The sequence below is a fragment of the Methylobacterium nigriterrae genome (assembly GCF_037106235.1).
Classification (GTDB): Bacteria; Pseudomonadota; Alphaproteobacteria; order Rhizobiales; family Beijerinckiaceae; genus Methylobacterium; species Methylobacterium nigriterrae.
The window spans coordinates 1-25,493 of the sequence record NZ_JBAWTG010000070.1 but is presented as its reverse complement, the minus strand read 5'-3'; the positions used below and the strand labels follow the sequence as shown (position 1 = coordinate 25,493).

Here is a 25,493-nt window from a genome sequence, read left to right as displayed (position 1 = left end):
AGGCGGCCTGTCTGCTTCCGACCGGGAGCCCAAGCTCCGTTTCCTCCCGGTCTTGGTCCGCTCCCTCGGGATCGGCAGGCGAGACGAGCCAGAGCCACAGGTCCCGCTCACCGACCTCCACAAGACTGACGAAGCCGCGTTCCCATCGCGCCGTCCAGATTCGGCCGGCACGGTGGATCGGCCCAAGGACCCGCCCAGATCCGCCCGGATGGTCCGACCGAGCGACTTCGCCGCGCAGGCGCTGATCGGGCGTGCCCGCCGGCCGCTCCTTGACATCCATGGACAGAGCAAAGTCCGTTGAGCAGCGCCGCCCCTGGCAGTCTGCTCCACCTGAGCTCGTCACCCACCAAGGTCCGTCGAGCACCACCTCGGCAGCCGGCTGAAGCCCGGGCCGCACCGGAGCGGCTGCCACCGGCGTTGCGGTGAGCATCAAGACGGAGATGACACCTCCTATGACAGGTGTTCCGCGCTGCATTGGGGTAAGCCTGAGCCAATCGCGTCAAGTACCTTGAACGACCATGCGTGCTCCACCCCTGATGACCCGGCGGTTGGGGATCTGCACGCATGGCCGTCCGCAGGCGCGGAATGCCACCATGTCCGCCCAGCCACTGGGTTGGCGGCTTGGCGGCACGCCTGGTTGCGAAGCCTATTTCCGATTGGCCGATTTGACGGCCGCGCTGACCATGTCCTTCGTGGATGGCGCTGCCGCAATCGTCTTCGGAACGGGCTTCTTCGGCTTCTTGGCTTCGCGGTTTCCGTGCTTTTTCTCCGAGGCCATGATCAACCTCCTCGTGTCGCTCAGCCATCATCGCACGATTTGAGAAATCCACGGCATGAGAACTGTGGCCCTCGGCAAGCCGAGGATCGGCAGGGAGGTCGGGTGGAGGGCTGTATTGGCGGCAGCGAGCAGCGCGGTCAGATCGCAGCCGTGCCGAGCCAGAACGCGCGCCGCATCGGCCTCGTGTGAGCGAGACGAGCGGCCCTCGTGAAGGTGCATCCGTCGGAAACGGCCTCCTTCGGCGGAGGTGACAACCCGCGGATCACAGGGACGAGAGGAAGACGATCTCTATCGAAGCGCCCCGGTTGCCCCGCCCGACGAAAGCCTCCACGCAGCCGGCTGCTACGCGCCCGGCGCAAGACGGCTTCGGGGAACATGTTTCAGCAAAATCAATGGCCTACCACAGCGTCCCAAGCCGAGTGTCGTCGGTTCGATCCCGATCGCCCGCTCCAAGAGGTTCCCGCGGCGTCGGGCCGAAACGCTCAGGCCGCGCCGGAGCTGAGGAGGTCTTTGCGGAACGCCGCATCGAGCCTTTTCATGAAATGCTCGGCACAGCACATGTGCTCCTGCATGATGCGCCGGACCGCCTCGGCGTCCTTGGCGCGGAAGGCCGTGACGAGTTGGCGGTGGCTGTCGAGGTTGTGCGCGCCGAAGGCCTCGTGCTCCGTCAGGCTGTCGCTGCGAAATTCCACGAGGTCGCGCAGCATGCTGTTGAGAAAGCGGCACATGAAGGCCAAGAGCGCATTGTCGCTCGCGTCGCAGAGTATGTCGTGGAATGCGAGTTCGAGCGCTCGACCGGCCAGGCGCCGACCGCCGGCGGCGGCCGCGTCGCAGGCGGCGATGTTCTCGTCGAGGCGGCGCAGGTCGCCGGCGCTCAGCCGGCCGACCACGCTGATCCCGAGCGCGACCTCGAGATTGCGCCGCACGGCGTAGACCTGCGCGAAGTCGAGCTCGCGGAAATGCAGGAAGCGCCTCAGCTGCTGCGCCGCGGCGTCGATCGAGATCGGGCGGATCTCCGCGCCCCCGTTGGGGCCGGATTGCATCGTCACCAGCCCCTGAACCTCCAGGGATTTCAGGGCCTCGCGGATCGTCCCCTTGGCGCAGCCGTAATGCTGCATCAGGGCGCGCTCGTTCGGCAGGCGCTGGCCGGGCTCCATGCGCTCGCGCGCGATGCGGCGACAGAGATCCTCGGCGATCTGGTCGGACAGCTTGACCCGCCGCAGGGGCGGGCGGAGCGCGTCCCGGTCCTCCGGCCTCATCGCGGCGGCCACGCGGCGGCCGGATCGAGCGGATAGGCCGGGCGGGCGAGCCTGGCGAAGGGAAAGAGATCGTAGTTCGAGCTCGTCACCCCGGCGCTGGCGCACTCGATCACCGCGCGGGCGATCGGCTCGAAGACCGGACGGCAATACATCCGCGATTTCAGGATCAGGATGCGGGCGGCGCGCGGGTCGATGCCCGAACTCGTGAACACGGCGAGGTCCCAGGGCTCGTGCGGCTGCTCCGTCACGAGGATCCGGGCCCGGTCGGTCGCGAGCACCGCGGCCCGGCCCATGCCGCAGCGCTGACCCGTGTAGGTCGGCCCGGTGATGACGTAGGTGCCGTCGCTGAGAGCCGCGACCGTGCCGGAGAGGGGGAGGGGGGCTTGGGCCGGGAAGCCCGGCAACCTCACCCGGTTTCCGACGCCGAGGCTCACCCGCGCACCAGTCCCGGCGTCAAACAGGGCCGCGACCGCGGCCGGGTCGCAGATCGGGCCGGCGACGATCCCGTCGAGCCCGGCCTCGAGGCCGGCGGCGAGCACGTCCATCACGTCGCAGGTGCCGCCCGACATGCAATTGTCGCCGTGGTCGAGCAGCAGGACCGGGCCGGTGCCGGGCCCGTCGAGGGCCCGGCGCGCCGCGGCGATCGAGGCCGCGAGCGGCACCTCCTCGTAGACGAACTCCGCCCGCCGCGCCCACAGCGTCGCGGCAAGGTCCTGCGCGGCCGCCTCCGCCCCGTCCCGGCTCTCCGCCGCGACGACGATCGAGGCGCCGGCCTCCGCGAGATCCGCGAGCCCGAAGCCACCGAACAGGGTCGCGGCAAGGATGCCCGGCCGCGCTTCCGCGCCGCGCGCGGCCGCGACGAGATCGGCCATGGCGCCCGGCACCCGGGTATCCATGCGCAGGGTGTGGGCGATGAGCGGCGGATGGCACCAGGCCTGGTGCGTCCTCAGGCCCTCGTCGAGCATGCGCGCGACGATGCGGGCGACCGCGGCCCCGGTCTCCGCCATGTCCACGTGGGGGTAGGTCTTGAACCCGACGATGACGTCGGAATGCTCCACCATGCGGGGCGTGACGTTGGCGTGAAGGTCGAGGGCGACGCCGAGGGGAACCTCCGGGGCGATCGCCCGGATGCGGGCGAGAAGCTCGCCCTCGCCGTCGTCGTGGCTCCGCGTCACCATCGCGCCGTGCAGGTCGAGGAGGATCGCGTCGCACCCCTCGGCGACCGCCGCCAGGATCGCCCCGGCCAGGGTCTCGAACGCCTCGTCCGCGACCGGCCCGCTCGGATTGGCATGCGCCGTCACCGGGACGGCGACGGCCGCGCCGCGCGAGGCCGCGAAGGCCAGGAAGGCGCCGAGCGCCGTGGCGCTGCCCTCGCCCGCCACCCGCGCGGCCTCGCCCCAGAGAGGAGAGAAGGCCGCGAGCGGCGTCGCCAGGGGCGAGAAGGTGTTGGTCTCGTGGTTGAGGCGGGCGGTGACGATGCGCATGGCGGCCCTCGCGTGGCGGCACTCGTGGGAAGACGGGCGTGCGGGGCCGCGGCGGGCGGCCCCTCAATGGACCTTCACGCCGAGGAAGCGGTCTCGCGCCGCGTCGTCGCGGGCGAAATCCGCCGCGCTCGCGTGGTAGGCGACACGGCCGAGCTCCAGGATGTAGTGGCGATCCGCGAGGCCGAGGCAGACGGCGAGGTTCTGCTCCACCAGCAGGATCGGGATGCCGGCCTCGCGGATGAGGCGGATCTGCGCCACGATCTCCTCGACGATCACCGGCGCGAGGCCCTCGACCGGCTCGTCGAGCATCAGAAGCTTCGGGTCGTTGAGAAGGGCACGGGCGATCGCCAGCATCTGCTGTTCGCCGCCCGAGAGCTGGGACCCGCCGTTGCGGCGGCGCTCCTGCAGGCGCGGGAACATGCGGTAGATGTCGGCGAGCGACCAGGGCGAGCCCTTGCGTACGGCGATGCGCAGGTTCTCCTCGACGGTCAGCAGGCCGAAGATGCCCCGGTCCTCCGGCACCAGGCAGAGGCCGGCCCGGGCGATCCGGTGGGGCGCCCACCCGGCGAGGTCCCGGCCGCGGAACGTGACGCGGCCGCCACGCGGCGGCAGGAGCCCGCTGATGCTGCGAAGCGTCGAGGTCTTGCCGGCGCCGTTGCGGCCGAGCAGGCAGACGATCTCGCCCTCGCGCACCTCCAGGTTGACGCCCTGCAGGATGTGGCTCTTGCCGTAATAGCCCTGGACCTCGTCGAGCCGCAGGGCCGCCGCGCCGGAGCTCATCGGATGTCGCCCGTGATCATGTTGCCGAGATAGGCGCGGCGCACCTCCGGGTCGTCGCGCACCGCGGCGGGCTTGCCCTCGACCAGGATCTGGCCGGCGCGCATGACCGTGACCGTATCGCTGATATTCATGACGATGCCCATGTTGTGCTCGATGAACAGCACCGTGTGGTCCCGACCGAGAGCGCGGATCAGGTCCGTCATGGCCCCGATGTCGTCGGTGCCCATTCCCGAGGTCGGCTCGTCGAGGAGGATAACGCGGGGCCGTGCCGCCATCGCCATGCCGACCTCAAGCCGGCGCTGCTGCCCGTGCGACAGCTCTCCGGCCGGCCGCAGCGCGACGCGCGCCAGGTCGAGGCGCTCCAGCATCGCCTCGGCTGTCGCGAGCGCCGCGCCGTTTCCCTGGACGCTTCGCCAGGGCGCGAGCGCCTGCCAGGGCGTGCGCCCCTGCGCGGCGAGGCGCAGGTTCTCGCGCACGCTCAGCGTCGCGAACAGGCTCGTCACCTGGAACGAGCGCGCGAGTCCGAGGCGAACCCGGTCGTCGTCCGGCACGCGGGTGATGTCCCGGCCCGCGAGCGCGATCCGGCCCGTCGCCGCCCGGATCCGACCGGTCAGCGCGTGGAACAGCGTGGTCTTGCCGGCCCCGTTCGGCCCGATGATCGCGTGGACGCTGTTCTCGCGCACCCGCAGGGTGACGTCCTTCAGCGCGACGAAGCTGCCGTAGCGGACGCCGAGCCCGTCGGCGGAGAGGATCGCGTCGCCGGCGGAAGGCGCTCCCCGGGCCGTCGTCGTCATGGCGGGGCGCGTCGTGGCGGGGTGCGTCATGGCTTGGCGCCCTCGGCGGGAACGACGGGGCGGTCTGGCGCGGGATCGTCCGGGGCGGGCGCTCGAGAAACGAGGGCGGCGGCCCGCTCGATCAGGCCCCAGAGGCCGCGCTGCATGAACAGCGCGATCCCGATCAGGATCAGGCCGAGCAGGAGGAGCCAGCGGGGCCAGATCGCCGAGAGGAGATCCCCCGCCACGAGGTAGGCAGCCGCGCCCAGGACCGAGGCGAACAGGTTCGCGCTACCGCCGATGATCGTCATGATCAGGAGCGACTCGCTGGTGTGGTACTCGATGTTCGACAGGGGTGCGACGCCGATCAGCATGGCGTGGAGCGCACCCGCGACGGCCGTGACGGCGCCGGAGATCGCGAAGGCGGCCACCTTGAAGGTCCGCACCGGGAAGCCGATCGCGCTGGCGCGGGCCTCGTTGTCGCGGATCGCCAGCAGGGTGCGGCCGAAGGTCGAGAGCGCGACGCGCTGGAGGGCGGCGAAGAGGCCGAGGAAGAGGACCGCCACGTACGCGTAGTAGGACCACGGATCCGCGAGCAGGGCTCCGCCGAGCGACGGGCGCGGCACGTCGAGGAGGCCGTTGTCGCCCCCGGTCAGGCCGCTCGACGTGTAGGCCAGGAAGTAGAACATCTGTGAGAAGGCCAGCGTCAGCATCACGAAGTAGACGCCCTGCCGGCGGATCGAGAGCCAGCCGACCGCGGTCGCGGTCGCCGCCCCGACCGCGAGCGCGACGACCAGCATGACGGGCACCGGTAGGGGCGTGCGCAGCAGGACGAGCCCCGCGACGTAGCTGCCGAGGCCGAAGAAGATGCCCTGCCCGAAGGAGAGCAGACCCGTGTAGCCGAGCAGCAGGTTGCAGGCGGCGACGGCCAGCGCGTAGATCAGGATCTCGCTGGCAAGCGTGCCCGACCGGAGCAGCAGCGGCAGGGCCAGCACGGTGGCGACGGCGAGACCGAAATGGACCAGAGGGCGGCCGAGGAAGCTGGTCATCGAAACCTCCTCAGGCCCGCCCGAACAGGCCGCGCGGCATCACCACGATGATGCCCGCCATGCCGAGATAGATCACGAGGCGGGCGCCTTCGGGCCAGAGCGTCGCCATCAGGCTCTGGGCGATGCCGACGACGAGCCCGGCGGCCAGCGCGCCCGCGTAGCTGCCCATGCCGCCGATCACCACCACCACGAAGGCGATGCCGAGCGCCTCGACCCCCATGAACGGCTCGACGCCGCGGATCGGCGCGGCGAGCGCTCCGGCAAGCCCCGCTAGCCCGGCCCCCAGGGCGAAGACGGCGGTGTTGATGCGCATCGTGTCGTAGCCGAGGAGCGCCATGTCGTCCGGCGATTCCGAGCCGGCCCTGACGATGGCCCCGAGCCTCGTACCCTCGAGCAGCCACCACAGGGCGGCCGCGAGGAAAGCCGTGAACAGGATCACGAAGAGCCGGTATTCGGGGTAGACGAAATCCCCGAGGATCACGACGCCGCTCAGGGCGTCGGGCGGCGCGAGATTGGCGCCGAGCGGCCCCCAGACGATGATCACCAGTTCCTGCACAACCAGGGCGAGGCCGACCGTGACGAGGATGTGGAAGGTGTGCGGCAGCTTGTAGATCCGCCGCAGCAGCACCGCCTCGGTGAGCGCGGCCAGGCTCGCGACGGCGAGCGCCGCGAGCGGCAGCGCGACCCAGAAGCTCGCGCCCCGCTCGACCATCTCGTAGGCGAGATAGGCACCGAGCAGGTAGAAGGCCCCGTGCGCGAAATTCACGAACTGCAGCAGCCCGAAGATGATGCTCAGACCAACCGCCAGAAGGAAGTAGAGCATCCCCAGGCCGATGCCGTTGAGGATCTGGAACAGATAGGTCAAGCCGTACTCCGGAAAGGCGGGAGCCTTCGACGCGAGGTAGAATTCACCTCATGTCATCTTGCAGCCGGCAGCTTCCGGCGAGAGGAAGGACTTGCCCGACCCGACGATGTCGACGAAGTCGTCCTTGTCGCCCATGGCGGATTTCGCCTTGCCCTTCAGAAGGTAGTAGTCCTTGATGCATTGATGGTCGGCGGCGCGGATCTCCTCGTCCCCGGTGAGACCCGAATATTTAAGCCCCTCCAATGCCTTGATCACGGCCGGACCATCGGCGCTGCCCGCCTTGGCGGCGCCGTCGATGAGGAGCTTGGTCAGAAGATAGGACGCGGCGAACGAGTAGTTCGGGCTCATCTTGCGGGTCTCGCGCAGCTTCGCCACCAGCGCCTTGTTCAGCGGCGCATCGATGCCGTGCCAGTACTGCGCCCCGAAATAGACGCCCTCGCAGAGGTCGGGACCGAGCGCCTCGAACTGTTCCAGGCCCGAGGCCCAGGCCAGAACGATGGTCATCCGCTTCTTGAGGCCGAAGCTGACGGCCTGGCGTAGGGTGTCGGAGGATTGCGAGCCGAAGTTGAGGATCAGGAGCACGTCGGGCTTGGCCGCGATGGCGTTGGTCAGGTAGCCGCTGAACTCCTTCTCGGCGAGCGAATGATAGCTGTTGCCGACATGCTCGACGCCCTTCTCCTGGAACACCGCCTTGGCGGCGCTGAGAAGCCCCTCGCCGAACACGTATTGCGGCGTGATCGTGTACCAGCGCTTGGCCTGGGGCATCTGCTCGATCAGGGGGCGCACGGTCTGGGCGATGGCCCCGAAGGTCGGCACGGTCCAGCGGAAGGTGCCGCGGTTGCATTCCTGGCCGGTGATCTCGTCGGCGCCCGCGCTGGTGATGAAGACGCCGCCCCCCTTGGCGACTTCCTTGCCCATCACCAGGGCTTCGGAGGACAGGATGCCGCCGGCGAAAAGCCGGGTGCCTTCGCCCATCGCCTCCTGGACCTTGCGCGCGGCCGGGGCCGGCTTGCCCTCGGTGTCGATGTCGCGGGTGACGATCTTCCGGCCGAGCGCGGTACCGGCCTCCTCGGCGGCGAAGGCCGCTCCCATCGAGGCGAACTTGCCGTTGGCCGCGAAGGCGCCGGAGATCGGGAGCGGCACGCCGATGACCAGGGGGCCGTCGGCGGCGGCCGCACCGCGCCGGAGTCCGGGCAGGGCGAGCGCGGCGGCGGCGACGGAGGTCGTCAGGAAATTGCGGCGATGGAGCATGAGGGTCCTCGATCGAGGGGACGGACGCGTTATCCTAACTATCCGCATCGATTCCACCAGAGGCCTCGTGACCGGAGGCCGCCGCCGCAGGCGATCCCGGGCCGATGCCGCAGGGATCCGTCAGCTGCCGAGAACGTCGGCCTCGGCCTTGCCGACGGCTTCGGCCTGCTCCTGGGCCACGTCCTGCGTGCTCTTGCTTCGCAGCAGGCAGCCGGCCGCGATGACGAAGGTGGCGCCGAGAGCGGCGATGCCGTGATGGACGCTTTTCCGCAGCACCTCCGGGAGCGCCGCGACGACATGCTGCTGCACCAGCGGGTCGGACGCGATCATCTCGCCCGCGACCCAGCCCAGGAGGCCGCCGCCGAACCAGATCAGGATCGGAAAGCGGTCGATCAAGCGCGCGATCAGGCTCGCACCGATGACGAGCAGCGGGACGGACAGCGCGAGGCCGATGACGAAGAGCTCGTCGTGGCCCTTGGCGGCGCCCGCGACCGCGACGACGTTGTCGAAGCTCATGACGGCATCGGCCACGACGATCGTCCAGATCGCCTTCGGAAGGCTCGAATTCTCCCTGACCTCGCTTCCCCCCTCGTCCTCGCCGCGCACGAGCTTGATCGCGATGTGCAGGAGGATCAGCGCGCCGACGACCTTGAGGAGCGGGATCGCGAGCAGGTACGAGATGACGACCGCGAAGGCGATGCGAAGCAGCGCCGCCGCAAGGGCTCCCAGGAAGATGCCAATGCGCCGCTGCCGCTCCGGGAGACCGCGGCAGGCCAGCGCGATCACCACGGCGTTGTCGCCGGACAGGATGATGTCGATCCAGACGATCTGAAGCAGCGACAGCAGGAACGTCGAAGTCAGGTAGTGATCCACGAAACGCCTTTCCTCACGGCCCGCCCCGTCCGTTAGGCGAGATCACCGCCGGTCGTCCATCGGCGCGCCGGCCGCGTCCGGCTCGCCGAGGAATCCGGATCGACGCGGTCCGCCGTCGCGCGGGGCTACGGGGTGCCGTCGGCGGCGGCCCGCAGCACCGGGGTCCAGCGCGCCACCTCGCTCTCGACGAGCGTCTGGAGGGCCGCCGGGCCACGCTCGGCCGGCGCCGGCACCGTACCGCCGAGATCGAGGATGCGCTTGCGCGTATTCTCGTCGTCCAGGGCCTTGGCGAGGGCCGTCTCGAGCTTGGCCGCGACCTCCTTCGGAAGGCCCTTCGGCGCGAAGACGGCGTTCCAGGCGCTGACCTCGTAGCCGTCGAGGCCGGCCTCCCTGGTGGTCGGAACGTCGGGCAGCACGGGCGAGCGTTCCGGGGTCGCGATCGCGTACGCCTTGATCGTCCCGCCCGTGATCTGCGGGGCCACGTTCACGATCTGGTCGGTCATGAAGTCGACCTGGCCGGCCATGAGGTCGTTCAGGGCCGGGCCGGTGCCGCGATAGACCACGAGGGTCGGCTTCGCGCCGATCATCGAGTCGAACAGGATGCCCGTCGAGTGCGACCCCGAGCCGACGCCGGCATGCGCCTGATTCACGCCGGCGCCGCCGGATCTCACCGCGGCGATGAAGCCCTTCAGGTCGGCGGCCGGGAAATCCTTCTTCGCGACGATCAGGATCGGCGTTCCGGCCGCCATCCCGATCGGGTCGAAACTCTTGGCCGGATCGTATTTCAGCCCCTTGAACAGGGCGGGAGCCGCTCCGTGCGTGCCCATATGGCCCATCATCACCGTGTAGCCGTCGGGCGCCGCCTGCGAGGCGCGCGTGATCCCAGTGGTGCCGCCGGCGCCCGTGACGTTCTCGATGACGACCTGCTGGCCGAGCGTCCGGGACATGTGCTCGCCGACGATGCGGGCGACGACGTCGGTCGGCCCCCCCGGCGGCGAAGGGCACCACCATGGTGATCGGACGCTGCGGAAAGGCATCCGCCCGGGCGGCGCCGGCAGCCGCGAGAGCGGCCGCGAGGCCGAGCGCCGCGAAACCCTGGGCAATGGCGTTCTTCATGGTGATCCCTCCCTCTCTCGACCGGATCGGGTCGGCGATGCCGCGCCGGTCATGCTTCGGTGAAGACCTCGTCCCGGCTCCTGCGCAGCGACGGGAGCAGCGCCGCCGCCAGCAGGATGGCCGAGACCACGAACAGGACGGCGCTCACCGGCCGTTCGAGGAAGACCATCGGATCCCCCCGCGACAGGGTGAGCGCGCGGCGCAGGTACTCCTCCATCAGCCGGCCGAGCACGAATCCGAGGAGCAGCGGAGCGGGCTCGAAGCCGAACTTGATCAGGACGTAGCCGCAGAGCCCGAAGAACCCGATCAGCATCACGTCCGTCGGCGTCGCGTTGATCGAGTAGATCCCGATGGCGCAGAACATCAGGATGGCCGGAAACATCAGCCGGTAGGGCACCTTGAGCAGCGCGACCCACACGCCGACCAGCGGCAGGTTGATGATCAGCAGCATCAGGTTCCCGAGCCACATCGAGGCGATCATGCCCCAGAACAGGTTCGGGTTCTTGGTCATGACCCCGGGTCCGGGAACGATGCCGTGGATCGTCATCGCTCCGACCATCAGCGCCATGACGGCATTCGGCGGGATGCCGAGGGTCAGGAGCGGGATGAAGGAGGTCTGGGCGCCGGCATTGTTGGCGCTCTCTGGGCCGGCGACGCCCTCGATCGCGCCCTGGCCGAAGCGGCGCGGGTCGCGCGCCAGGCGCTTCTCGACCGTGTAGGCCGCGAAGGGACCGAGCACGGCGCCGTTTCCCGGCAGGATGCCGAGGATCGAGCCGATCGCGGTCCCGCGCAGGACCGGTGCGGCGGCCTGGCGGAGATCCGCCAGGCCCGGCAACAGACGGCCGATCCGCTGGCGCACGAGGTCGCGCGTCTCGGTCTCGTCGAGATTGCGCAGGATCTCGGCGACGCCGAACAGGCCCATCGCCAGGACCGAGAAATCGATCCCGTCGGTCAGGAAGGCGAAGCCGAAGGTCATGCGCTCCTGGCCCGTCTCGAGATCCGTTCCGATGGACGCGAGCAGGATGCCGATCAGGATCATCGCGACGGCCTTCAGGATCGACCCGCGCGCCAGCACCACCGCGAAGACGAGGCCCATCACCATCAGGGCGAAGTACTCGGCCGGCCCGAAGATCAGGGCGAGGCGGGCCAGGGGCGTGCCGAGGGCCGCGATCAGGAGGGTCGCGACCGTGCCGGCGAAGAACGATCCGATGGCGGCGATGCCGAGCGCGATCCCGGCACGGCCCTGCCGCGCCATCTGGTGCCCGTCCAGGGTGGTGACGACCGAGGTGGCCTCGCCCGGTATGTTGACGAGGATCGCGGTCGTCGAGCCGCCGTACTGGGCGCCGTAATAGATCCCGGCGAGCATGATCAGGGCGCCGACGGGATCGAGCCCGAAGGTGATCGGCAGGAGCATCGCGATCGTGGCGATCGAGCCGACGCCCGGCAAGACGCCGATGAGCGTGCCCACGAGGCAGCCGATGAAGCAGAGCGCGAGGTTCTGCAGGCTCAAGGCCACCGAGAAGCCGAGCCCGAGATTGGTGAGGAGATCCGACACTGTCCGGGTCCCGATCCGCGGCTGCCGCTCAGGTCGTCATCGAGTGCGGAGCGACCTCGACCGCACGACGGCGCGCGCCGCGCCCGAAGCCGAGGAGGACCAGGCCGACGAGCGCCAATCCGCCTGCGCCCGCCCGTAGCAGCACGCGCGGCGACAGGCTGCCGGCGAACGCCTCGAGGAAAGCGGTCGGAAAGATCGGGATCGCGAGATTCAGGAGATCGCCGAAGAGCACCATGCAGCCCGCCGTCAGGAACAGGGCGAGGACGACGAGTTCCCGCAGGCGCGCATCCGGCGTCGCGTAGCCGCCGATGAGGATCGCGAGAGGCCCGGCGACGATCAGGCCGAGCCCGGGCGTCGTCAGCGGGCCGAGGGAGACCGGACGGATCGTCACCGCGAACGCGAGGATCGCCAGCATGACCACGAAGGGCCCGCGCAGGGCGACCGGCGGGAGGCGGTGGCCGTCCTTCAGGAAGCCGGCGGCGACGAGGGCAAGTCCGCAAAGGCCGACGCCGATCGAGAGCCAGCGCGGCAGCAGCCCCGGGCCCATCGCCCGCAAGCTACCCTGCGGAAGATCGCTCCCGGCCCAGACGCCGAAGATCCCGAGACCGACGAGGCCGAGACCCGCCGCGAGCGCCTGCGGGCCGCGGACGAGCGTGTTTCCGCGCTCCGAGCCGTGGATCGGCTCATCCATGACGCTTTCTCCCGGCGCAATCTCAGGCTCCGCCACTTCGGGCGGTTCGCCGGGCCATCATGGCACGTCCTCGCGGCAGCGTCCTGCATGCAGAATACCGCAGACACAGAATTTGCCGGGCTGCGGCAAGCGAGAGCCCTCGGGGGCTCGCGGCCACGCTCGACCGGAGGTCGCGGCGTCATCCGCGCGGCGGGGCGGCGTCGGGCCCCGCGGCGCCCGCTCGGCCTCGGTCAGCCGGCCTCCCCTTGGCGGGCCCCCGTTCGCGGCACGCGCCCCTCGATCGGGTAGGCGGGATCGTTGTAGCCGGGCGACGAGGGATGCCCCGTCGTCACGAGCGAGTCGACCAGCGCCTCGTCCTCGGCCGTGAACGTGTAGTCGAGGGTCGCGAGGTAGTCGGACCAGTGCTGCTCGGTGCGCGGCCCGGCGATGACGGAGGTGACGAGGGCGTTGTTCAGCACCCAGCTCGCCGCGAAATGTCCGGCCGTGATCCCGCGCTGCTCGGCATGCGCCTGCAGGATCCGCGCGATCCGCAGCGATTCCGGACGCCACTCGGTCTGCATCATGCGGGTGTCCTGACGACCCGCGCGGCTGTGCTCGGGCGGCGGCGCGTCGGGATCGTACTTCGCGGTGAGGACACCGCGGGCCAGCGGCGAGTAGGGCACGATCCCGAGGCCATAATAGGCGCAGGCCGGCAGGTGCTCCGTCTCCGGCATCCGGTTGAGGGCGTTGTAATAGGGCTGGCTGACGACCGGCCGGTCGATCCCGAGGTCGTCGCAGAGCCGGCAGATCTCGGCGACCCGCCAGGAGCGGTAGTTCGAGACCCCGAAATAGCGGATCTTGCCCTGGCGGACGAGGTCGCCCATCGCCCGCACCGTCTCGGCGAGCGGCGTCTCGTGATCTTCCTTGTGGAGGTAGTAGACGTCGATGAAATCCGTACCGAGCCGACGCAGGCTCTCCTCCGCGGCCCGCATGATCCGGGCGCGCGACAACCCGCGCTCGTTCGGGCCCGGCCCCATCGCGTTGGCGACCTTGGTCGCGAGCACCCAATCCGGACGCTCCTGCGCGATGGCGCGACCGGTGATCTCCTCCGAGCGGCCCTCGTTGTAGACATCGGCCGTGTCGATGAAATTGATGCCGGCAGCCCGGGCCGCCCCGATGATGCGCCCGGCCGTGCCCTCGTCCGTCTGACCGCCGAACATCATGGTGCCGAGGCAGAGCGGCGACACTTTCAGGCCGGAGCGGCCGAGATTGCGGTAATGCATGCAAGTCACCAGACTTCGAGGAAGCGGAGATCCGCGGCGGAACGGAACGGCGCTCGGGCTCCCGCGGGTTTGCGCGCCGAGCATGGGACGGGCTTGAAGCGGCACGGTGGCCGTATCGGTCGCCGGCGTGAACTATAGGGCGCGAGGCCGTCCGCGGTAAGCACCGGGACGTGCATGGGGCCTCCCGATCCGTCGAGCGGTGCTCGGCGTCGCGGCGGTCGCGGTTCGTGCCCGGTCGGGTGCGGCCCTGAAGCCGCCGTCGGGCCGGTCGCCTCGGCCTCGCCGCCCTGTCGACGGGCGGCAGCCAGCCCGCGCCTCACATCCCTGCATCGACCGTCTCACCGTCTCAGCGGGATGGCGCCGCCCGGGCCGCCGGGCGGGCGCGCCGCGCCGCTTGTGTTGCAGCGCACACGACGGGCCGAACCTCTCCGCGAACAGCCTGTTGAGAGGGTACATTCGGCCAAGCAAAGCCGGGGCGACCAAGACCGCGAGACGCCACGATCTTTCTCAGCCCACGATTGACCGGATGATTTCCGCTCGAACCCTGAACCCAGGAGATCATCATGACGTTCCGGATCCTCGCCGCCGCCCTGTTCGTCGCGGCAGCCACGCCCGCTCTGGCGCAGGGCATCGATTCGCAGCATAGCCCCTTCCCGCCATCCGCCTACTCGGGCTACCCGTACGCGGCCGGCCGGTTCGTCGCGCCGCTTCAGGACACGCGCTACCGGCCCGGTCCGGCCTACCGTTTCTCGGGCCAGCATGCGGGTGGTCCGGCGGACGCCCTGAACCGCTGAACCGATGCCGGCCGGACAAGAGGGGCGCCCATGAGGGGCGCCTCCCGTGCCCGGCTCGCGCGGTCCCGATTTAGGGAATCGGGATGGCGCCGGCCCTGAAACGGTGACGGGGTGCGGCGCAGGTCGATCCCTGCCTCGAGGCGAGGATTCCGCGCGCCGCGCGTGATATCGTCCCGTCATCATCGTCCGGTGCGGGCCGGGCGCGAGGCGACGGGCGCCAGTCCAGGACGCGGCGACCGGAAGCCCGCACGGCGCCGGCACCTCCGTTCGCAAGCTTCGCGAGGCCTGCCTTGGCCGAACAGACGCCCGAAGAATCCGCCGACCGAGTGCCCGCGACAGCGGGCAAGAAGGCGCCGCCGGAGCGGGGCACGCTCCGAACCGCCGGGCTGTTCCGCGCCGAGAACGCGATCTTCGTAGTTCTCGGGATTGCCGCGATCGGGGTCCTGAGCGCGCTCATCTGGCTCGGCCGTCACTGAAACCACCCGGTCGGAGCATCCTGCATGGCTGCGTCGAGCTGGCCGGCTCTTGAGCCGGATCGAGCTCGGCGGCAAAAGGTCGGCAATCGCCGAGAGAGACCATGCCCGCCTATCGTTCCCGCACCACCACCCACGGCCGCAACATGGCCGGCGCCCGCGGCCTCTGGCGCGCCACCGGCATGACGGACAGCGACTTCGGCAAGCCCATCATCGCGGTCGTGAACTCCTTCACGCAGTTCGTGCCGGGCCACGTCCACCTGAAGGATCTCGGCCAGCTCGTCGCCCGCGAGATCGAGAAGGCCGGCGGCGTCGCCAAGGAGTTCAACACGATCGCGGTCGACGACGGCATCGCGATGGGCCATGACGGCATGCTCTACTCGCTGCCCTCGCGCGAGCTCATCGCCGACTCGGTCGAGTACATGGTCAACGCGCATTGCGCCGACGCCATGGTCTGCATCTCGAACTGCGACAAGATCACCCCCGGCATGCTGATGGCGGCGTTGCGCCTCGACATCCCGGTCGTGTTCGTCTCCGGCGGCCCGATGGAGGCCGGCAAGGCGGTGGTGGGCGGCATCACCCGCACGTTCGACCTCGTCGACGCGATGGTGGCGGCGGCCGACGACCGCGTCTCGGACGAGGACGTCGCCGTCATCGAGCGCTCCGCCTGCCCGACCTGCGGCTCGTGCTCAGGCATGTTCACGGCCAATTCCATGAACTGTCTCACCGAGGCGCTGGGCCTGGCGCTGCCCGGCAACGGCTCGGTGCTGGCCACCCACGCCGACCGGCGCCGCCTGTTCGTGGAGGCGGGCCACCTGATCGTGGATCTCGCCCGCCGCTACTACGAGCAGGACGACGCGAGCGTGCTGCCGCGCGCTATCGCGAGCTTCTCCGCCTTCGAGAACGCCATGACGCTCGACATCGCCATGGGCGGCTCGACCAACACGGTCCTTCACCTGCTCGCCGCCGCCTACGAGGGCGGGGTGCCCTTCACCATGGCCGACATCGATCGCCTTTCCCGGCGCGTGCCGGTGCTCTGCAAGGTCGCCCCCGCCGTCGCCAACGTCCACATGGAAGACGTGCACCGGGCCGGCGGCATCATGGGAATCCTCGGCGAGCTCGACCGGGCCGGGCTGATCGACACCCGTGCCGGCAACGTCGCGGCCGGCAGCCTCGGCGAGGCGCTGGCGCGCTGGGACGTGCGCCGCAGCCAGAGCCCGGCCGTCCACGCCTTCTACCGGGCCGCTCCCGGCGGTGTGCCGACCCAGGTGGCGTTCAGCCAGGATTCGCGCTGGGACGAGCTCGACCTCGACCGCGAGGCCGGCGTCATCCGGGCCGCCGCGCACGCCTACTCGCAGGATGGCGGCCTCGCGGTGCTGTTCGGCAACCTCGCGGAGGATGGCTGCATCGTGAAGACGGCGGGCGTCGACGCCGCGATCCTGACCTTCGCGGGCACCGCGCACGTCTTCGAGAGCCAGGACGCAGCGGTGGACGGCATCCTCAACGGCCGCGTGATGCCCGGCGAGGTGGTGCTGATCCGCTACGAGGGCCCGCGCGGCGGGCCCGGCATGCAGGAGATGCTCTACCCGACGAGCTACCTGAAGTCGAAGGGCCTCGGCAAAGCCTGCGCCCTCGTCACCGACGGGCGCTTCTCGGGCGGCTCGTCCGGCCTCTCGATCGGCCACGTCTCGCCGGAGGCGGCGGAGGGCGGGCTGATCGGGCTCGTCGAGCAGGGCGACCGGATCGAGATCGACATCCCGAACCGGCGCATTCACCTCGCGGTCGACGAGGCGGAGCTGGAGCGCCGGCGCGGCGCGCAGGCCGCGCGGGGCTGGCGGCCCGAGAATCCGCGCAAGCGCAAGGTCAGCGCGGCCCTGCGCGCCTACGCCATGCTGACGACGAGCGCCGCGCACGGGGCCGTGCGTCGGGCCTGAGCGCGCCCCTCACGATCGGATCGCGCGCGGCGGGGGGGGTTCCGAGAACCTCCCGCCGCGGAGCCGGGCGGGTGGCCCCTCGCAACGAGGCACGGCCGGCCGGTCAAGCTCCCAGGGAGGGCGACCGGAGGTGCTTCTTGTCGAGCCGCTCGGCGAGGCGCGGCAGGTCGACGACGACGCGCTCATGCGTTCCGGCCCCGATCTTCTCCGTCTCGTCCCAGGCCGCGACGCGAAACGCGATGCGGCGTCCGTCGACGGCCGTCACCTCCGCCTCGGCCCGCACCCAATGGCCGATCGGGGTGGCCGCGAGGTGGGCCACGTCGACCTTGGTGCCCACCGCGCTCTCGCCGGGATCGAGGAACTCCCGGATCGCATTGAGCGCCGCGTTCTCCATGGCCAGGATCATCATCGGAGTGGCGAAGACCGGCGGGAGGATCGCGTCCTTGAACTGGTTGGCGAGGTGCTGTGGCCCGACCAGCATCGAGTAGTGACCCTGTGCACCGAGAGGAATGTCCTGCATGGAAAGCTCCGCGCCTGCGACGTCGCGCAGCGCCGCCGGGCCTGACACTCATCTCACGGACGCCGCGCGGGTTCCCGAGCGCGAGATCCGAAACCGCCGCACGACGCACTGAGAGGCCGCGACATCATGCCGTGCGACCGGCCGATCCGCCGGCCGCACGCGTCTCGACGACGATCCGACCGGTCGACCGGCGCTGCCCGACGGACAGGAGCGATCCGGGCTGCTCGTCGTCAGTCCTCGTCGATGCGCTGGCCGAGCAGCGCGATGGCGCGCTGATAGACGGAGGCCGAGTTCCAGCCCTGGATCGCGCCGAAATTGGCTTCCCCCGGCTGGTAGCCCGCGCCCGCGCGCCAGCCATGCGCCTTCAGGAAGTTCGCCGTCGAGCTCAGGGCGTTCGGTGCGCTGTCGAGGCTGCCGCCCGTCCCGTAGTTCAGGACGCTTTTCGGCAGGAACTGGGTGTGACCGACCTCGCCGTGAGCCGCGCCGCGCGTGCTCGGCGTGAGGATCCCGCGGTCGACGAGGGTCAGGGCGGCGTAGAGCTGGTCGGTGAAGAAGGCGGAGCGCCGGCAATCATAGGCCAGCGTCGCGACGGCCGACAGCGTGTTTACGTTCCCGCGCGAGGCCCCGAAGCCCGTTTCCATGCCCCAGATGGCGAGCAGCGGTCCCGGCGGCACGCCGTAACGCTGCTCGATCGAGGCGAACAGGGCCCGGTCGGCGCGTTTCAGCGCCCGCCCGCGCGACACGATCGCCGAACCGCCGCGCTTGGCGAGGAACTGGTCGAGCGACAGGCGGAAGCTCTTCTGGCCCCGATCAGCCGCGATCGTCGCCGCCGAGTAGGACGTGTCCATCAGGGCGGCGAGGCTCGTTGCGCTGGCGCGGCCCCGAGCCTCGTCGGCGAATTCCTTCTTCCAGGCGGCGAAGCCGGCCGAGGAATTGCCGCATTGCGCGGCGCTCGCGCTGTCGGCGATGCCCGTGAGCGCCGCGACCGCCGCAGCGACGAGGCACATCCTGTACTCGCGTGTGCGCATTCAAAACTCCTTCAGGCCGCCGCTTCATCCAGCCGCGGCACGGGTCGGCAAACCTTAGCCACTGCGCAATAAGCCACGAAATCCCGCCCGGTCACGGACTTTCGTCACCGCTCGGCAGGATCGCGACCGGGGCAGCGCAGATCTCGGCCAAGGCCGCCGGACGCGACTGTCACGGGAGGACGGCCAAGCCAAGCCCTGCGGCATGCTGGTTCGAGAAAAAGCCGCGTTCAAGGCAAACGATCGCTTGCCGCATCCGTCCTGCCCGGATCGCCTCGCCGGTGCGGGACCGTCCTGGCGCCGAGCCTCCTCGGACAGGCGGCCGCGGGTTCCGCAGCCGCTTCGACCGGTCCCCGGGGCGTTCGCCGCGGGTGACCCGGCGCCGCCGACCGAACCGGAGCTTGATCGCCGGCAGCGGGCAGGTAACTTGAGCGTGAGCATTCCCGCCGAAGGGTTTCCATGCATCGCCTCGTTCTTCCCCTGTTGTCGAGCCTCGCCGTGCTGGCCGCCGCGGCGCCGCCCGCCTGGGCGGACGTCGTGATCAGCATCGACAAGGGCAGCCAGCGCATGGCGGTGTCAGTCAACGGCCAGCAACGCTACGATTGGCCGGTCTCGACCGGTGCCTCGGGCTACGACACCCCGAGCGGCGCCTACGCTCCGAACCGAATGGTGCGGATGCATTTCTCCCGGGAATGGGACGACGCGCCGATGCCCTTCGCGATCTTCTTCACGCCGAACGGCCACGCGATCCACGGCACGAACCACATGCGCCAGCTCGGCCGCCCCGCCTCGCACGGCTGCGTGCGCCTGGCGCCCAGGCAGGCCGCGGCACTCTTCGCGCTGGTGCAGAGCGAGGGACTGGCCAATACCAAGGTGCTGGTGGACGGCGAGGGCGAGGCCGTGGCCGACCGTGGCGGATCCGGTCCCGGCGTGAATCCGCTCGCGGCACTACAGCGCTCGGCGGCAGCGCGCCTGAAATGGCAGTCCGAGCCGCTCGGACGCGCCGAGCCCGCCACCGCCGCTCAGAGCGCGCCCATCGCCCCATCGCCGACCGTCACCGCCTCCGCGTCGCCGGCGGCGACCGGCACGGAGTCCGCCCCGCAGACGGCCGCCCGACCGCAGGAGCGCGAGGACGTGCTCGGCCGCCTGCTCAACCAGGGCATGCAGGCCGCGAAACCGATCTGCACGCGCTGCTGACGTCTCTCTCACTCGGGATCGGCTGAGGGCCGGGCGGAACTGCCGGCCAGGAAAGCGTCGCGAAATTCCCGCGAGGCGAGGTGGCCCAGCACGCGCCGCAGATGCGCCGCCTCGATCGGGCCGAACGCGGCCTCGAACCGATCCTGGGCCGCACGCCAGAGCGCCGTCGTTTCGCCGAGCTTCGCCCGGCCGGCATCCGACAGCGAGACGCGCCGCGCGCGACGGTCACGCTCATCCGGAACGAGCCGGACATACCCGTCCCGCGCGAGCGGCTTCAAGGTGTGACCGAGCCCCGAAAGGTCCATCACGAGCGCTTCGGCCAACGCCCCCATCGTGGGCGAACCCAGCGCCGCAATCGTCGCGAGCAGGCCGTGCTGCGTCGCCCTGAGCCCGCTCGGCGCGAGGGCGTCGTCGTAGAGCTGGCCGAGGCTGCGCATGGCCTGCCGCAGCACCGCGTTGCTGCACAGGCTCGGGTCGGTGTTCATCGTCGCTCTCACGGTGATCCAGGTCCGGCCCGCGCCGGACTCCTTCCCTGTTCAAACGCGTAGAACGAACCGGACCTGAACCGCATCCCGCTTGACGCTCAAAACAAATGCATGCATATGCCACTTCTCGATGGATGCATATGCATCTTATCGTTCGAGGAGCGGGCGCAGCGTCGCTGCCGCGTCTTCCCTCGGACATGAACGGAATCGTGCGATGCGGGAGGGAACGCACGCGCATCCCCGCTCGCACCGTGCGCCGTCGCGGATCGGGACCGGCAATGCCGGCCGACGACCGTCGCCAGGCGGACGATGCGTCGTCCAGGGCTCGCAAATGACGATCCGGCCGATCTAGATTGGAGAGACTCTCGCTCCGCGCGTCTCCGCTGCGTCCATCGCAGCTTCGTTGCTGCCACCCTCGAGAGGTCCGCATGCCCACGCTCACCATCAACGGACAGGCTCGTCAGGCCGATGTCGAGCCGGACACTCCGCTCCTCTTCGTGCTGCGCGACACGCTCGGTCTCACCGGCACCAAGTACGGCTGCGGCATCGGCCAATGCGGCGCCTGCACGGTGCTCCTCGACGGGCAGGCGGCCCGTTCGTGCCAGGTGCCGATCGAGAGCGTCGGCACTCAGGCCGTCACCACGATCGAGGCGATTGAGCAGGATCCTGTCGGCCGGAAGGTCGTCGAGGCTTGGGTGGGCATCGAGGTGCCTCAATGCGGCTACTGTCAGTCCGGCCAGGTGATGGCGGCCACGAGCCTCCTGAAGCGGACGCCCAGGCCATCGGACGACGACATCGCGGGGGCCATGACGAACCTCTGCCGCTGCGGCACCTACAACGCCGTCGCCGCCGCCGTGCGGCAGGCCGCCGCGTGAGGAGGCAAGCCATGAACGACCTCACGCCCCTGCTGCTCACCGACCATCGCGCTCCCGAGCCGGTGCGCAACCTCTCCCGCCGCGGCTTCCTCGGTGCGGCCTCAGGCGCGCTCCTCCTCGGCATCGGCCTGCCGACCGAGGCCCGCGCCCAGGCCGAGGGCGCCGGCGCCGTGGCTCCGAAGCCCGGCACCCGTGTCGCCGCCTTCCTCGAGATCCGGCCCGACGATTCTGTCCGCCTGCTCAGCCCCTTCGTCGAGGGCGGCCAGGGCATCAACACCGGGCTTGCCCAGACGATCGGCGAGGAACTCGACCTCGACCCGTCGCGCTTTGCCGTGGAATGCGCGCCGCCCGGGCCCGACTATGCGGTCGTCAACGGGCTGCGGCTTACCGGCGGCAGCTTCTCGACGCGCTCCAGCTTCGAGGCCATGCGCCGCCTCGGCGCCACGGCCCGCGAGATGCTGATCCGGGCGGCGGCCGCGAAGCTCGGCACGCAACCCGATCAGCTCACGACGGAGAACGGCCGCGTCGTTCATGCAGCCTCCGGCCGCTCGCTGGGCTACGGCGCGCTGGCCGAGTCCGCGCTCGCGCTGAAGCCGCGCGAGGACGTGCCGCTGAGAGACCCGGCGAGCTTCCGCTACATCGGCAAGCCGGTGCCGCGCCTCGACATGCGTGACAAGTCGACGGGGCGCGCGACCTACGCGATCGACCTCGCGATCGACGGGATGCTGCACGCCGCCGTCGTGCACGCGCCGCATCTCGGCACCGAGCCCGAGGCGATCGCGAACGAGTCGGACGTGGCGGCGATGCCGGGCGTCGGGTCCATTCACCGGCTGCCCGGTGCCGTGGCCGTGGTCGCCGATACCTGGTGGCATGCCCGCAAGGGAGTCGAGGCGCTGCAGGTCACCTGGACGAAGCCCGCGGCTCAGGGGCTCGACACCGTCTCAGAGGCCTTCTCTTCGGCGGCCATGCGCGAGGCGCTCAAGGTCTCGCAGGCTGCCCTGCTCGTGGCGGAGCAGGAAGGCGACGCGGAGCGGGCGCTCGGCAGCGCCGCGAAAATCGTCGAGGCCGAGTACGACGCGCCCTACCTCGCCCACGCGCAGCTCGAGCCGCCCTCGTCGATCGCGCGCTTCAGCGATGACGGCAGCCTCGATCTCTGGGTGCCGAACCAGATGCCGGAAGTGTTCCAGCAGGTGGCCGCCAAGGTCGCCGGCCTGCAGCCCGACAGCGTGCGCATCCACTCGCCGATGCTCGGCGGGTTCTTCGGGCGGCACTTCTATTACGGGCCGGCCAACCCCTTCCCGCAGGCGATCCTGCTCGCCAGGGCGACGGGCCGGCCGGTGCGGGTGCTGTGGTCGCGCGAGGAGGAGTTCGGCATGGACGCGGTGCGGCCCCTCGGGTTCGTGCGCTTCCGCGCCGGAATCGGGCCGGACGGCATGCCGGTCGCGATCCATACACGCGCGGTCGGCGAGGGGCCGATCGGTCGGTGGTTCGGCGCGGTGTTCAAGGAACCGGTCGATTCCTCCGTGGTCGAGGGTCTCGACAGGAAGCCCTACGCAATCCCGAACAGGAAGCTCGACTACGTGAAGGTGCCACAACCCGTTACCATCGCTTTCTGGCGCTCGGTCGGGCACTCGATGAACGACTTCTTCTACGAGAGCTTCCTCGACGAGGTGGCGGAGGCCGGAGGCATGGATCCCTTCGACTTGCGCCTGGCGCTCCTGAAGGACAGCCCGCGCCATCTCACGCTGCTGCGGACCGTCGCCGGCCTCGCGGGCGGATGGAAGCGCGGGCCGTTCGACGCACCCGACGGCACGCGGCGCGCGCGCGGCGTCTCGATGGCCTCGCCGTTCGGCTCGGAGACAGCGACGGTCGCGGAGGTGTCGCTGAAGGACGGCGAGGCACGGGTGCACGATCTCTGGATCGCGATCGATCCCGGGCGCGTGGTCAACCCGGCGATCGTCGAGCGGCAGGTGGAGGGCGCGGCGGCGCTCGGTCTCTCGGCGACGCTCCTGGAACAGGTCGTCTACGAGGGTGGGCAGCGGCAGGCCCGCAACTTCGACGCCTACCCGGTCCTCGACCGTGAGCGGATGCCGCAGGTGCACGTCGCCATCGTGGAGAGCGGCGCGCCGATGGGCGGCATCGGCGAGCCGGGCCTGCCCGGCGTGCCGCCGGCCGTGGTCAACGCGGTGGCGGCGCTGACGGGGCAGCGCGTCCGCAGCCTCCCGCTCGCCAAGACCCGGCTGTCCGGCGCGTGAGAGGCGCCCGCCGGCCGCGATCACGAGGCGCGGCCGGCGGGCGTGGGCGTCACCAGACGGTCGGCTTCGGATTGCGCTCGTCGAATCCCTTCTGGTGCCAGTAGGGATAGATCGGCGTCTCCTGGCTTGCCGCGTCGAGCCGCGCGACCTGGTCCGCGGAGAGCGACCAGCCGACGGCTTCGAGGTTCTGGCGCAACTGCTCCTCGGTGCGCGCGCCGATCACGATGTTGGCGACCGTCGGCCGGCTGAGCAGCCAGTTGAGCGCCACCTGAGCCACCGTCCTGCCGGTCTCGGCCGCCACCGCATCGAGGGCGTCGACCACGCCGTACAGGTACTCGTCCGCGACCGGCGGTCCGCCTTCCGCGCCGCCCGAGGCGATGCGCCCGCCCTGTGCCGTCTGCCCGCGCCGGATCTTGCCCGTGAGCCGACCCCAGCCGAGCGGGCTCCACACCATTAGGGCGACACCCTGGTCGAGCCCGAGCGGCATCAGCTCCCACTCGTAGTGGCGGCCGATCAGCGAGTAGTAGCCCTGGTAGGCGACGTAGCGGGCGAGCCCGTGGCGCTCGGAGGTCGCGAGCGCCTTCATGAGCTGCCAGCCGGAGAAGTTCGAGGCGCCGATGTAGCCGACCTTGCCCGACCGCACGAGGTCGTCGAGGGCCCGCAAGGTCTCGTCGACGGGGGTGAGCGCGTCGAATCCGTGCATGAAGTAGACGTCGATATGATCGGTGCCGAGCCGCTTCAGGCTGGCATCGCAGGCGCGCACGAGGTGGTAGCGCGAGGAACCCACCTCGTTCGGGCCGTCGCCCGCCGCGAAGGTCGCCTTCGTCGAGATCAGCGCTCGCGCGCGCTTGCCCTTGAGGGCCTGGCCGAGGATCTCCTCCGAGGCGCCCTGCGAGTAGATGTCGGCGGTGTCGAAAAAATTGACCCCCGCATCGAGGCAGCAATCGACCATGCGCGTCGCCTCCGCGACGTCCGTCTGGCCCCAGCGCTGAAAGAACTCGTTCGTGCCGCCGAAGGTGCCTGTGCCGAAACTGAGGACAGGCACCTTGAGGCCGGATCGTCCGAACTGCCGGTATTCCATCTCGTGCTCCCGTCTCCGCCCCCCGCAGGATGGGCGCGCCGCGGAAACACGCGGAGCGAGCCGCGGGGCACCGCACCCGCGTCTTCTCTTAGGGCTCGATCGGGCCGCGGCAACGGCTCCGCTACCGCACGGCCGCGCCTATCCGGCGTCGCGCGGGCGGCGTTCGGAGCGATGTTCGGGCGGGGGTGGCAGCAGCATCAACTCGTCGAGCGTCGCGCAGCGCGGCAGGCGGCGGGCGCCGTCGGTCGGGCGCCGCGCGGTCCCGGAACCGGGCGATGGGTCGGGTGAATCGGGGACGGGGGGCCAGATGGGTCGATCGGGTCCGATTTGTCGAGGCATGTCACTGTCCCCGCGAGCCGCGCATGTCGAGCGGGTCGCAGGAGAGCGCAGGCCGGGGCGCCGCGCCATCATCCTGACGGCGTATTCTGGCAGTACCCCGATCGCGGCGGGTCCGAGCCCGGCCCCGTGAACGGCCACGCGCAGAGGATTTTTCGCGCCGTCGACGTCGGGGACGCTGCGAGTCGCGTCGAGGCGCGTTCTCCCGCTCAGCCCGAGAAGGAGCCGAAGCCCTCGAACGGCTCGGTGACCGGTACCGGTTGCGGAGGCGTTGCCGGGAAGGCGGCCGGAGCGTCGGCACGAGACGACGGCTCTCGCGGCCGGTCGAGCGCCGGGGAATGCGGGATCGGCGGCTCGGAGGCGGGAACCGAGGGCCAGATCGGGCGGTCGTCCGTCAGCTGTTTGCTCATCAACTCACCTCGTCGCGCGGAAAGGAAGGAACGGCCGCGCTTGGAATACTCCATGCCATCATCTTTGCAACCGCCCGTGCCCGGATTGCCCACCTTGCAAGCCTGACCCGACGCGGACGGCGCTGCGTGCGCGAACCCGGATCCCGATCATCGCCTGTGGGCGGGCGCGACCGATCATTGCCGGGCTCGGGACAAAGACTTAACTGTTGAACCGGGAGACTTGCTGGCTCAGCCGCTCCCTTCGGCACAGGGCGGCAGGAAGCATCACGTCGAACGATGGAACGGTTGGGCACGGGCGGATCTGGCGGCGGGTCGGGCCGTGAGGGGGGTGAGGGCGTCGGCTTCCGGCCGCTCTACCGGCAGGTCCACGAC

General features: G+C 70.4%; 24 protein-coding genes and 1 pseudogene. 7 read left to right on the top strand and 18 right to left on the bottom strand.

Annotation, left to right across the window (positions count from 1 at the left end; genetic code table 11):
- On the bottom strand, positions 1-280 hold a 280-nt coding region (locus WDW90_RS25180), incomplete at its 3' end, for a hypothetical protein (RefSeq protein WP_336490234.1).
- Positions 281-593: 313 nt separating this feature from the next.
- On the opposite strand from WDW90_RS25180, the gene WDW90_RS25175 reads away from it, so the two are divergent.
- Positions 594-821 carry a hypothetical protein gene (locus WDW90_RS25175; protein ID WP_336490235.1) on the top strand — a complete coding sequence of 76 codons (228 nt, stop codon included), beginning with the start codon at positions 594-596 and terminating at the stop codon, positions 819-821.
- Between the two features lie 439 nt (positions 822-1,260).
- On the opposite strand, the gene WDW90_RS25170 is transcribed toward WDW90_RS25175, so the two are convergent.
- The 12 genes and pseudogenes from WDW90_RS25170 to WDW90_RS25115 form a co-directional block, all read right to left on the bottom strand.
- Positions 1,261-2,037, bottom strand: a complete 777-nt coding sequence (locus WDW90_RS25170) for a FadR/GntR family transcriptional regulator (RefSeq protein ID WP_336490233.1) — start codon at positions 2,035-2,037, stop codon at positions 1,261-1,263.
- A complete protein-coding gene (locus tag WDW90_RS25165; protein ID WP_336490232.1) occupies positions 2,034-3,521 on the bottom strand; it encodes a M81 family metallopeptidase in 1,488 nt (495 codons plus the stop codon). Before WDW90_RS25165 ends, WDW90_RS25170 begins: the two co-directional genes overlap by 4 nt.
- Before the next feature lie 63 nt (positions 3,522-3,584).
- Positions 3,585-4,301 carry an ABC transporter ATP-binding protein gene (locus tag WDW90_RS25160; protein WP_336490231.1) on the bottom strand — a complete coding sequence of 239 codons (717 nt, stop codon included), beginning with the start codon at positions 4,299-4,301 and terminating at the stop codon, positions 3,585-3,587.
- Positions 4,298-5,125, bottom strand: coding sequence for an ABC transporter ATP-binding protein (locus WDW90_RS25155; protein WP_336490230.1), 828 nt, complete (start codon positions 5,123-5,125; stop codon positions 4,298-4,300). The genes WDW90_RS25160 and WDW90_RS25155 overlap by 4 nt, the downstream gene beginning before the upstream one ends.
- Positions 5,122-6,123, bottom strand: coding sequence for a branched-chain amino acid ABC transporter permease (locus tag WDW90_RS25150; RefSeq protein ID WP_336490228.1), 1,002 nt, complete (start codon positions 6,121-6,123; stop codon positions 5,122-5,124). Before WDW90_RS25150 ends, WDW90_RS25155 begins: the two co-directional genes overlap by 4 nt.
- A 10-nt stretch (positions 6,124-6,133) precedes the next feature.
- A complete protein-coding gene (locus WDW90_RS25145; RefSeq protein WP_336490227.1) occupies positions 6,134-6,988 on the bottom strand; it encodes a branched-chain amino acid ABC transporter permease in 855 nt (284 codons plus the stop codon).
- A 48-nt stretch (positions 6,989-7,036) separates the two neighbouring features.
- On the bottom strand, positions 7,037-8,239 hold the full coding sequence (locus tag WDW90_RS25140) for an ABC transporter substrate-binding protein (RefSeq protein ID WP_336490226.1): 1,203 nt from the start codon (positions 8,237-8,239) through the stop codon (positions 7,037-7,039).
- A gap of 120 nt (positions 8,240-8,359) precedes the next feature.
- Positions 8,360-9,112: a TerC family protein gene (locus WDW90_RS25135; RefSeq protein ID WP_336490225.1), complete on the bottom strand. Its 753-nt coding sequence runs from the start codon at positions 9,110-9,112 to the stop codon at positions 8,360-8,362.
- A gap of 125 nt (positions 9,113-9,237) precedes the next feature.
- Positions 9,238-10,228, bottom strand: a pseudogene (locus WDW90_RS25130) (tripartite tricarboxylate transporter substrate-binding protein).
- Between the two features lie 49 nt (positions 10,229-10,277).
- Entirely contained in the window at positions 10,278-11,783 is a 1,506-nt protein-coding gene (locus WDW90_RS25125; RefSeq protein WP_336490223.1) for a tripartite tricarboxylate transporter permease, read from the bottom strand.
- A gap of 28 nt (positions 11,784-11,811) precedes the next feature.
- Entirely contained in the window at positions 11,812-12,474 is a 663-nt protein-coding gene (locus tag WDW90_RS25120) for a tripartite tricarboxylate transporter TctB family protein (RefSeq protein WP_336490222.1), read from the bottom strand.
- 230 nt (positions 12,475-12,704) lie between these two features.
- Positions 12,705-13,736 (bottom strand): aldo/keto reductase, encoded by a 1,032-nt coding sequence (locus tag WDW90_RS25115; protein WP_336490221.1) that lies wholly within the window; start codon positions 13,734-13,736, stop codon positions 12,705-12,707.
- A 563-nt stretch (positions 13,737-14,299) separates the two neighbouring features.
- Here WDW90_RS25115 and WDW90_RS25110 point away from each other — a divergent pair.
- The 3 genes from WDW90_RS25110 to ilvD all read left to right on the top strand — a co-directional run bounded on the left by WDW90_RS25110 (position 14,300) and on the right by ilvD (position 16,937).
- Positions 14,300-14,530 carry a hypothetical protein gene (locus WDW90_RS25110; protein ID WP_336490220.1) on the top strand — a complete coding sequence of 77 codons (231 nt, stop codon included), beginning with the start codon at positions 14,300-14,302 and terminating at the stop codon, positions 14,528-14,530.
- 290 nt (positions 14,531-14,820) lie between these two features.
- Positions 14,821-15,006 (top strand): hypothetical protein, encoded by a 186-nt coding sequence (locus tag WDW90_RS25105; protein WP_336490219.1) that lies wholly within the window; start codon positions 14,821-14,823, stop codon positions 15,004-15,006.
- 101 nt (positions 15,007-15,107) lie between these two features.
- Positions 15,108-16,937: a dihydroxy-acid dehydratase gene (gene ilvD, locus WDW90_RS25100; RefSeq protein WP_336490218.1), complete on the top strand. Its 1,830-nt coding sequence runs from the start codon at positions 15,108-15,110 to the stop codon at positions 16,935-16,937.
- A 103-nt stretch (positions 16,938-17,040) separates the two neighbouring features.
- On the opposite strand, the gene WDW90_RS25095 is transcribed toward ilvD, so the two are convergent.
- Together WDW90_RS25095 and WDW90_RS25090 are read right to left on the bottom strand one after the other, a co-directional pair.
- The gene (locus tag WDW90_RS25095; RefSeq protein ID WP_336490217.1) at positions 17,041-17,457 is read right to left on the bottom strand and encodes a thioesterase family protein; all 417 of its coding nucleotides are present in this window, start codon (positions 17,455-17,457) and stop codon (positions 17,041-17,043) included.
- A gap of 230 nt (positions 17,458-17,687) precedes the next feature.
- A complete protein-coding gene (locus tag WDW90_RS25090; RefSeq protein ID WP_431311117.1) occupies positions 17,688-18,464 on the bottom strand; it encodes a lytic murein transglycosylase in 777 nt (258 codons plus the stop codon).
- Between the two features lie 477 nt (positions 18,465-18,941).
- On the opposite strand from WDW90_RS25090, the gene WDW90_RS25085 reads away from it, so the two are divergent.
- Entirely contained in the window at positions 18,942-19,679 is a 738-nt protein-coding gene (locus WDW90_RS25085) for a L,D-transpeptidase (RefSeq protein WP_336490214.1), read from the top strand.
- An 8-nt stretch (positions 19,680-19,687) separates the two neighbouring features.
- On the opposite strand, the gene WDW90_RS25080 is transcribed toward WDW90_RS25085, so the two are convergent.
- Positions 19,688-20,164, bottom strand: coding sequence for a MarR family winged helix-turn-helix transcriptional regulator (locus WDW90_RS25080; RefSeq protein WP_336490213.1), 477 nt, complete (start codon positions 20,162-20,164; stop codon positions 19,688-19,690).
- Between the two features lie 428 nt (positions 20,165-20,592).
- Here WDW90_RS25080 and WDW90_RS25075 point away from each other — a divergent pair, with 428 nt between their 5' ends.
- Both WDW90_RS25075 and WDW90_RS25070 read left to right on the top strand, forming a co-directional pair.
- Entirely contained in the window at positions 20,593-21,039 is a 447-nt protein-coding gene (locus WDW90_RS25075; protein ID WP_336490212.1) for a (2Fe-2S)-binding protein, read from the top strand.
- 11 nt (positions 21,040-21,050) lie between these two features.
- On the top strand, positions 21,051-23,294 hold the full coding sequence (locus WDW90_RS25070) for a xanthine dehydrogenase family protein molybdopterin-binding subunit (protein WP_336490211.1): 2,244 nt from the start codon (positions 21,051-21,053) through the stop codon (positions 23,292-23,294).
- Positions 23,295-23,343: 49 nt separating this feature from the next.
- On the opposite strand, the gene WDW90_RS25065 is transcribed toward WDW90_RS25070, so the two are convergent.
- Both WDW90_RS25065 and WDW90_RS25060 read right to left on the bottom strand, forming a co-directional pair.
- Positions 23,344-24,375 carry an aldo/keto reductase gene (locus WDW90_RS25065; protein ID WP_336490210.1) on the bottom strand — a complete coding sequence of 344 codons (1,032 nt, stop codon included), beginning with the start codon at positions 24,373-24,375 and terminating at the stop codon, positions 23,344-23,346.
- 545 nt (positions 24,376-24,920) lie between these two features.
- Positions 24,921-25,121, bottom strand: a complete 201-nt coding sequence (locus WDW90_RS25060; protein WP_336490208.1) for a hypothetical protein — start codon at positions 25,119-25,121, stop codon at positions 24,921-24,923.
- Positions 25,122-25,493 lie beyond the last annotated feature (372 nt).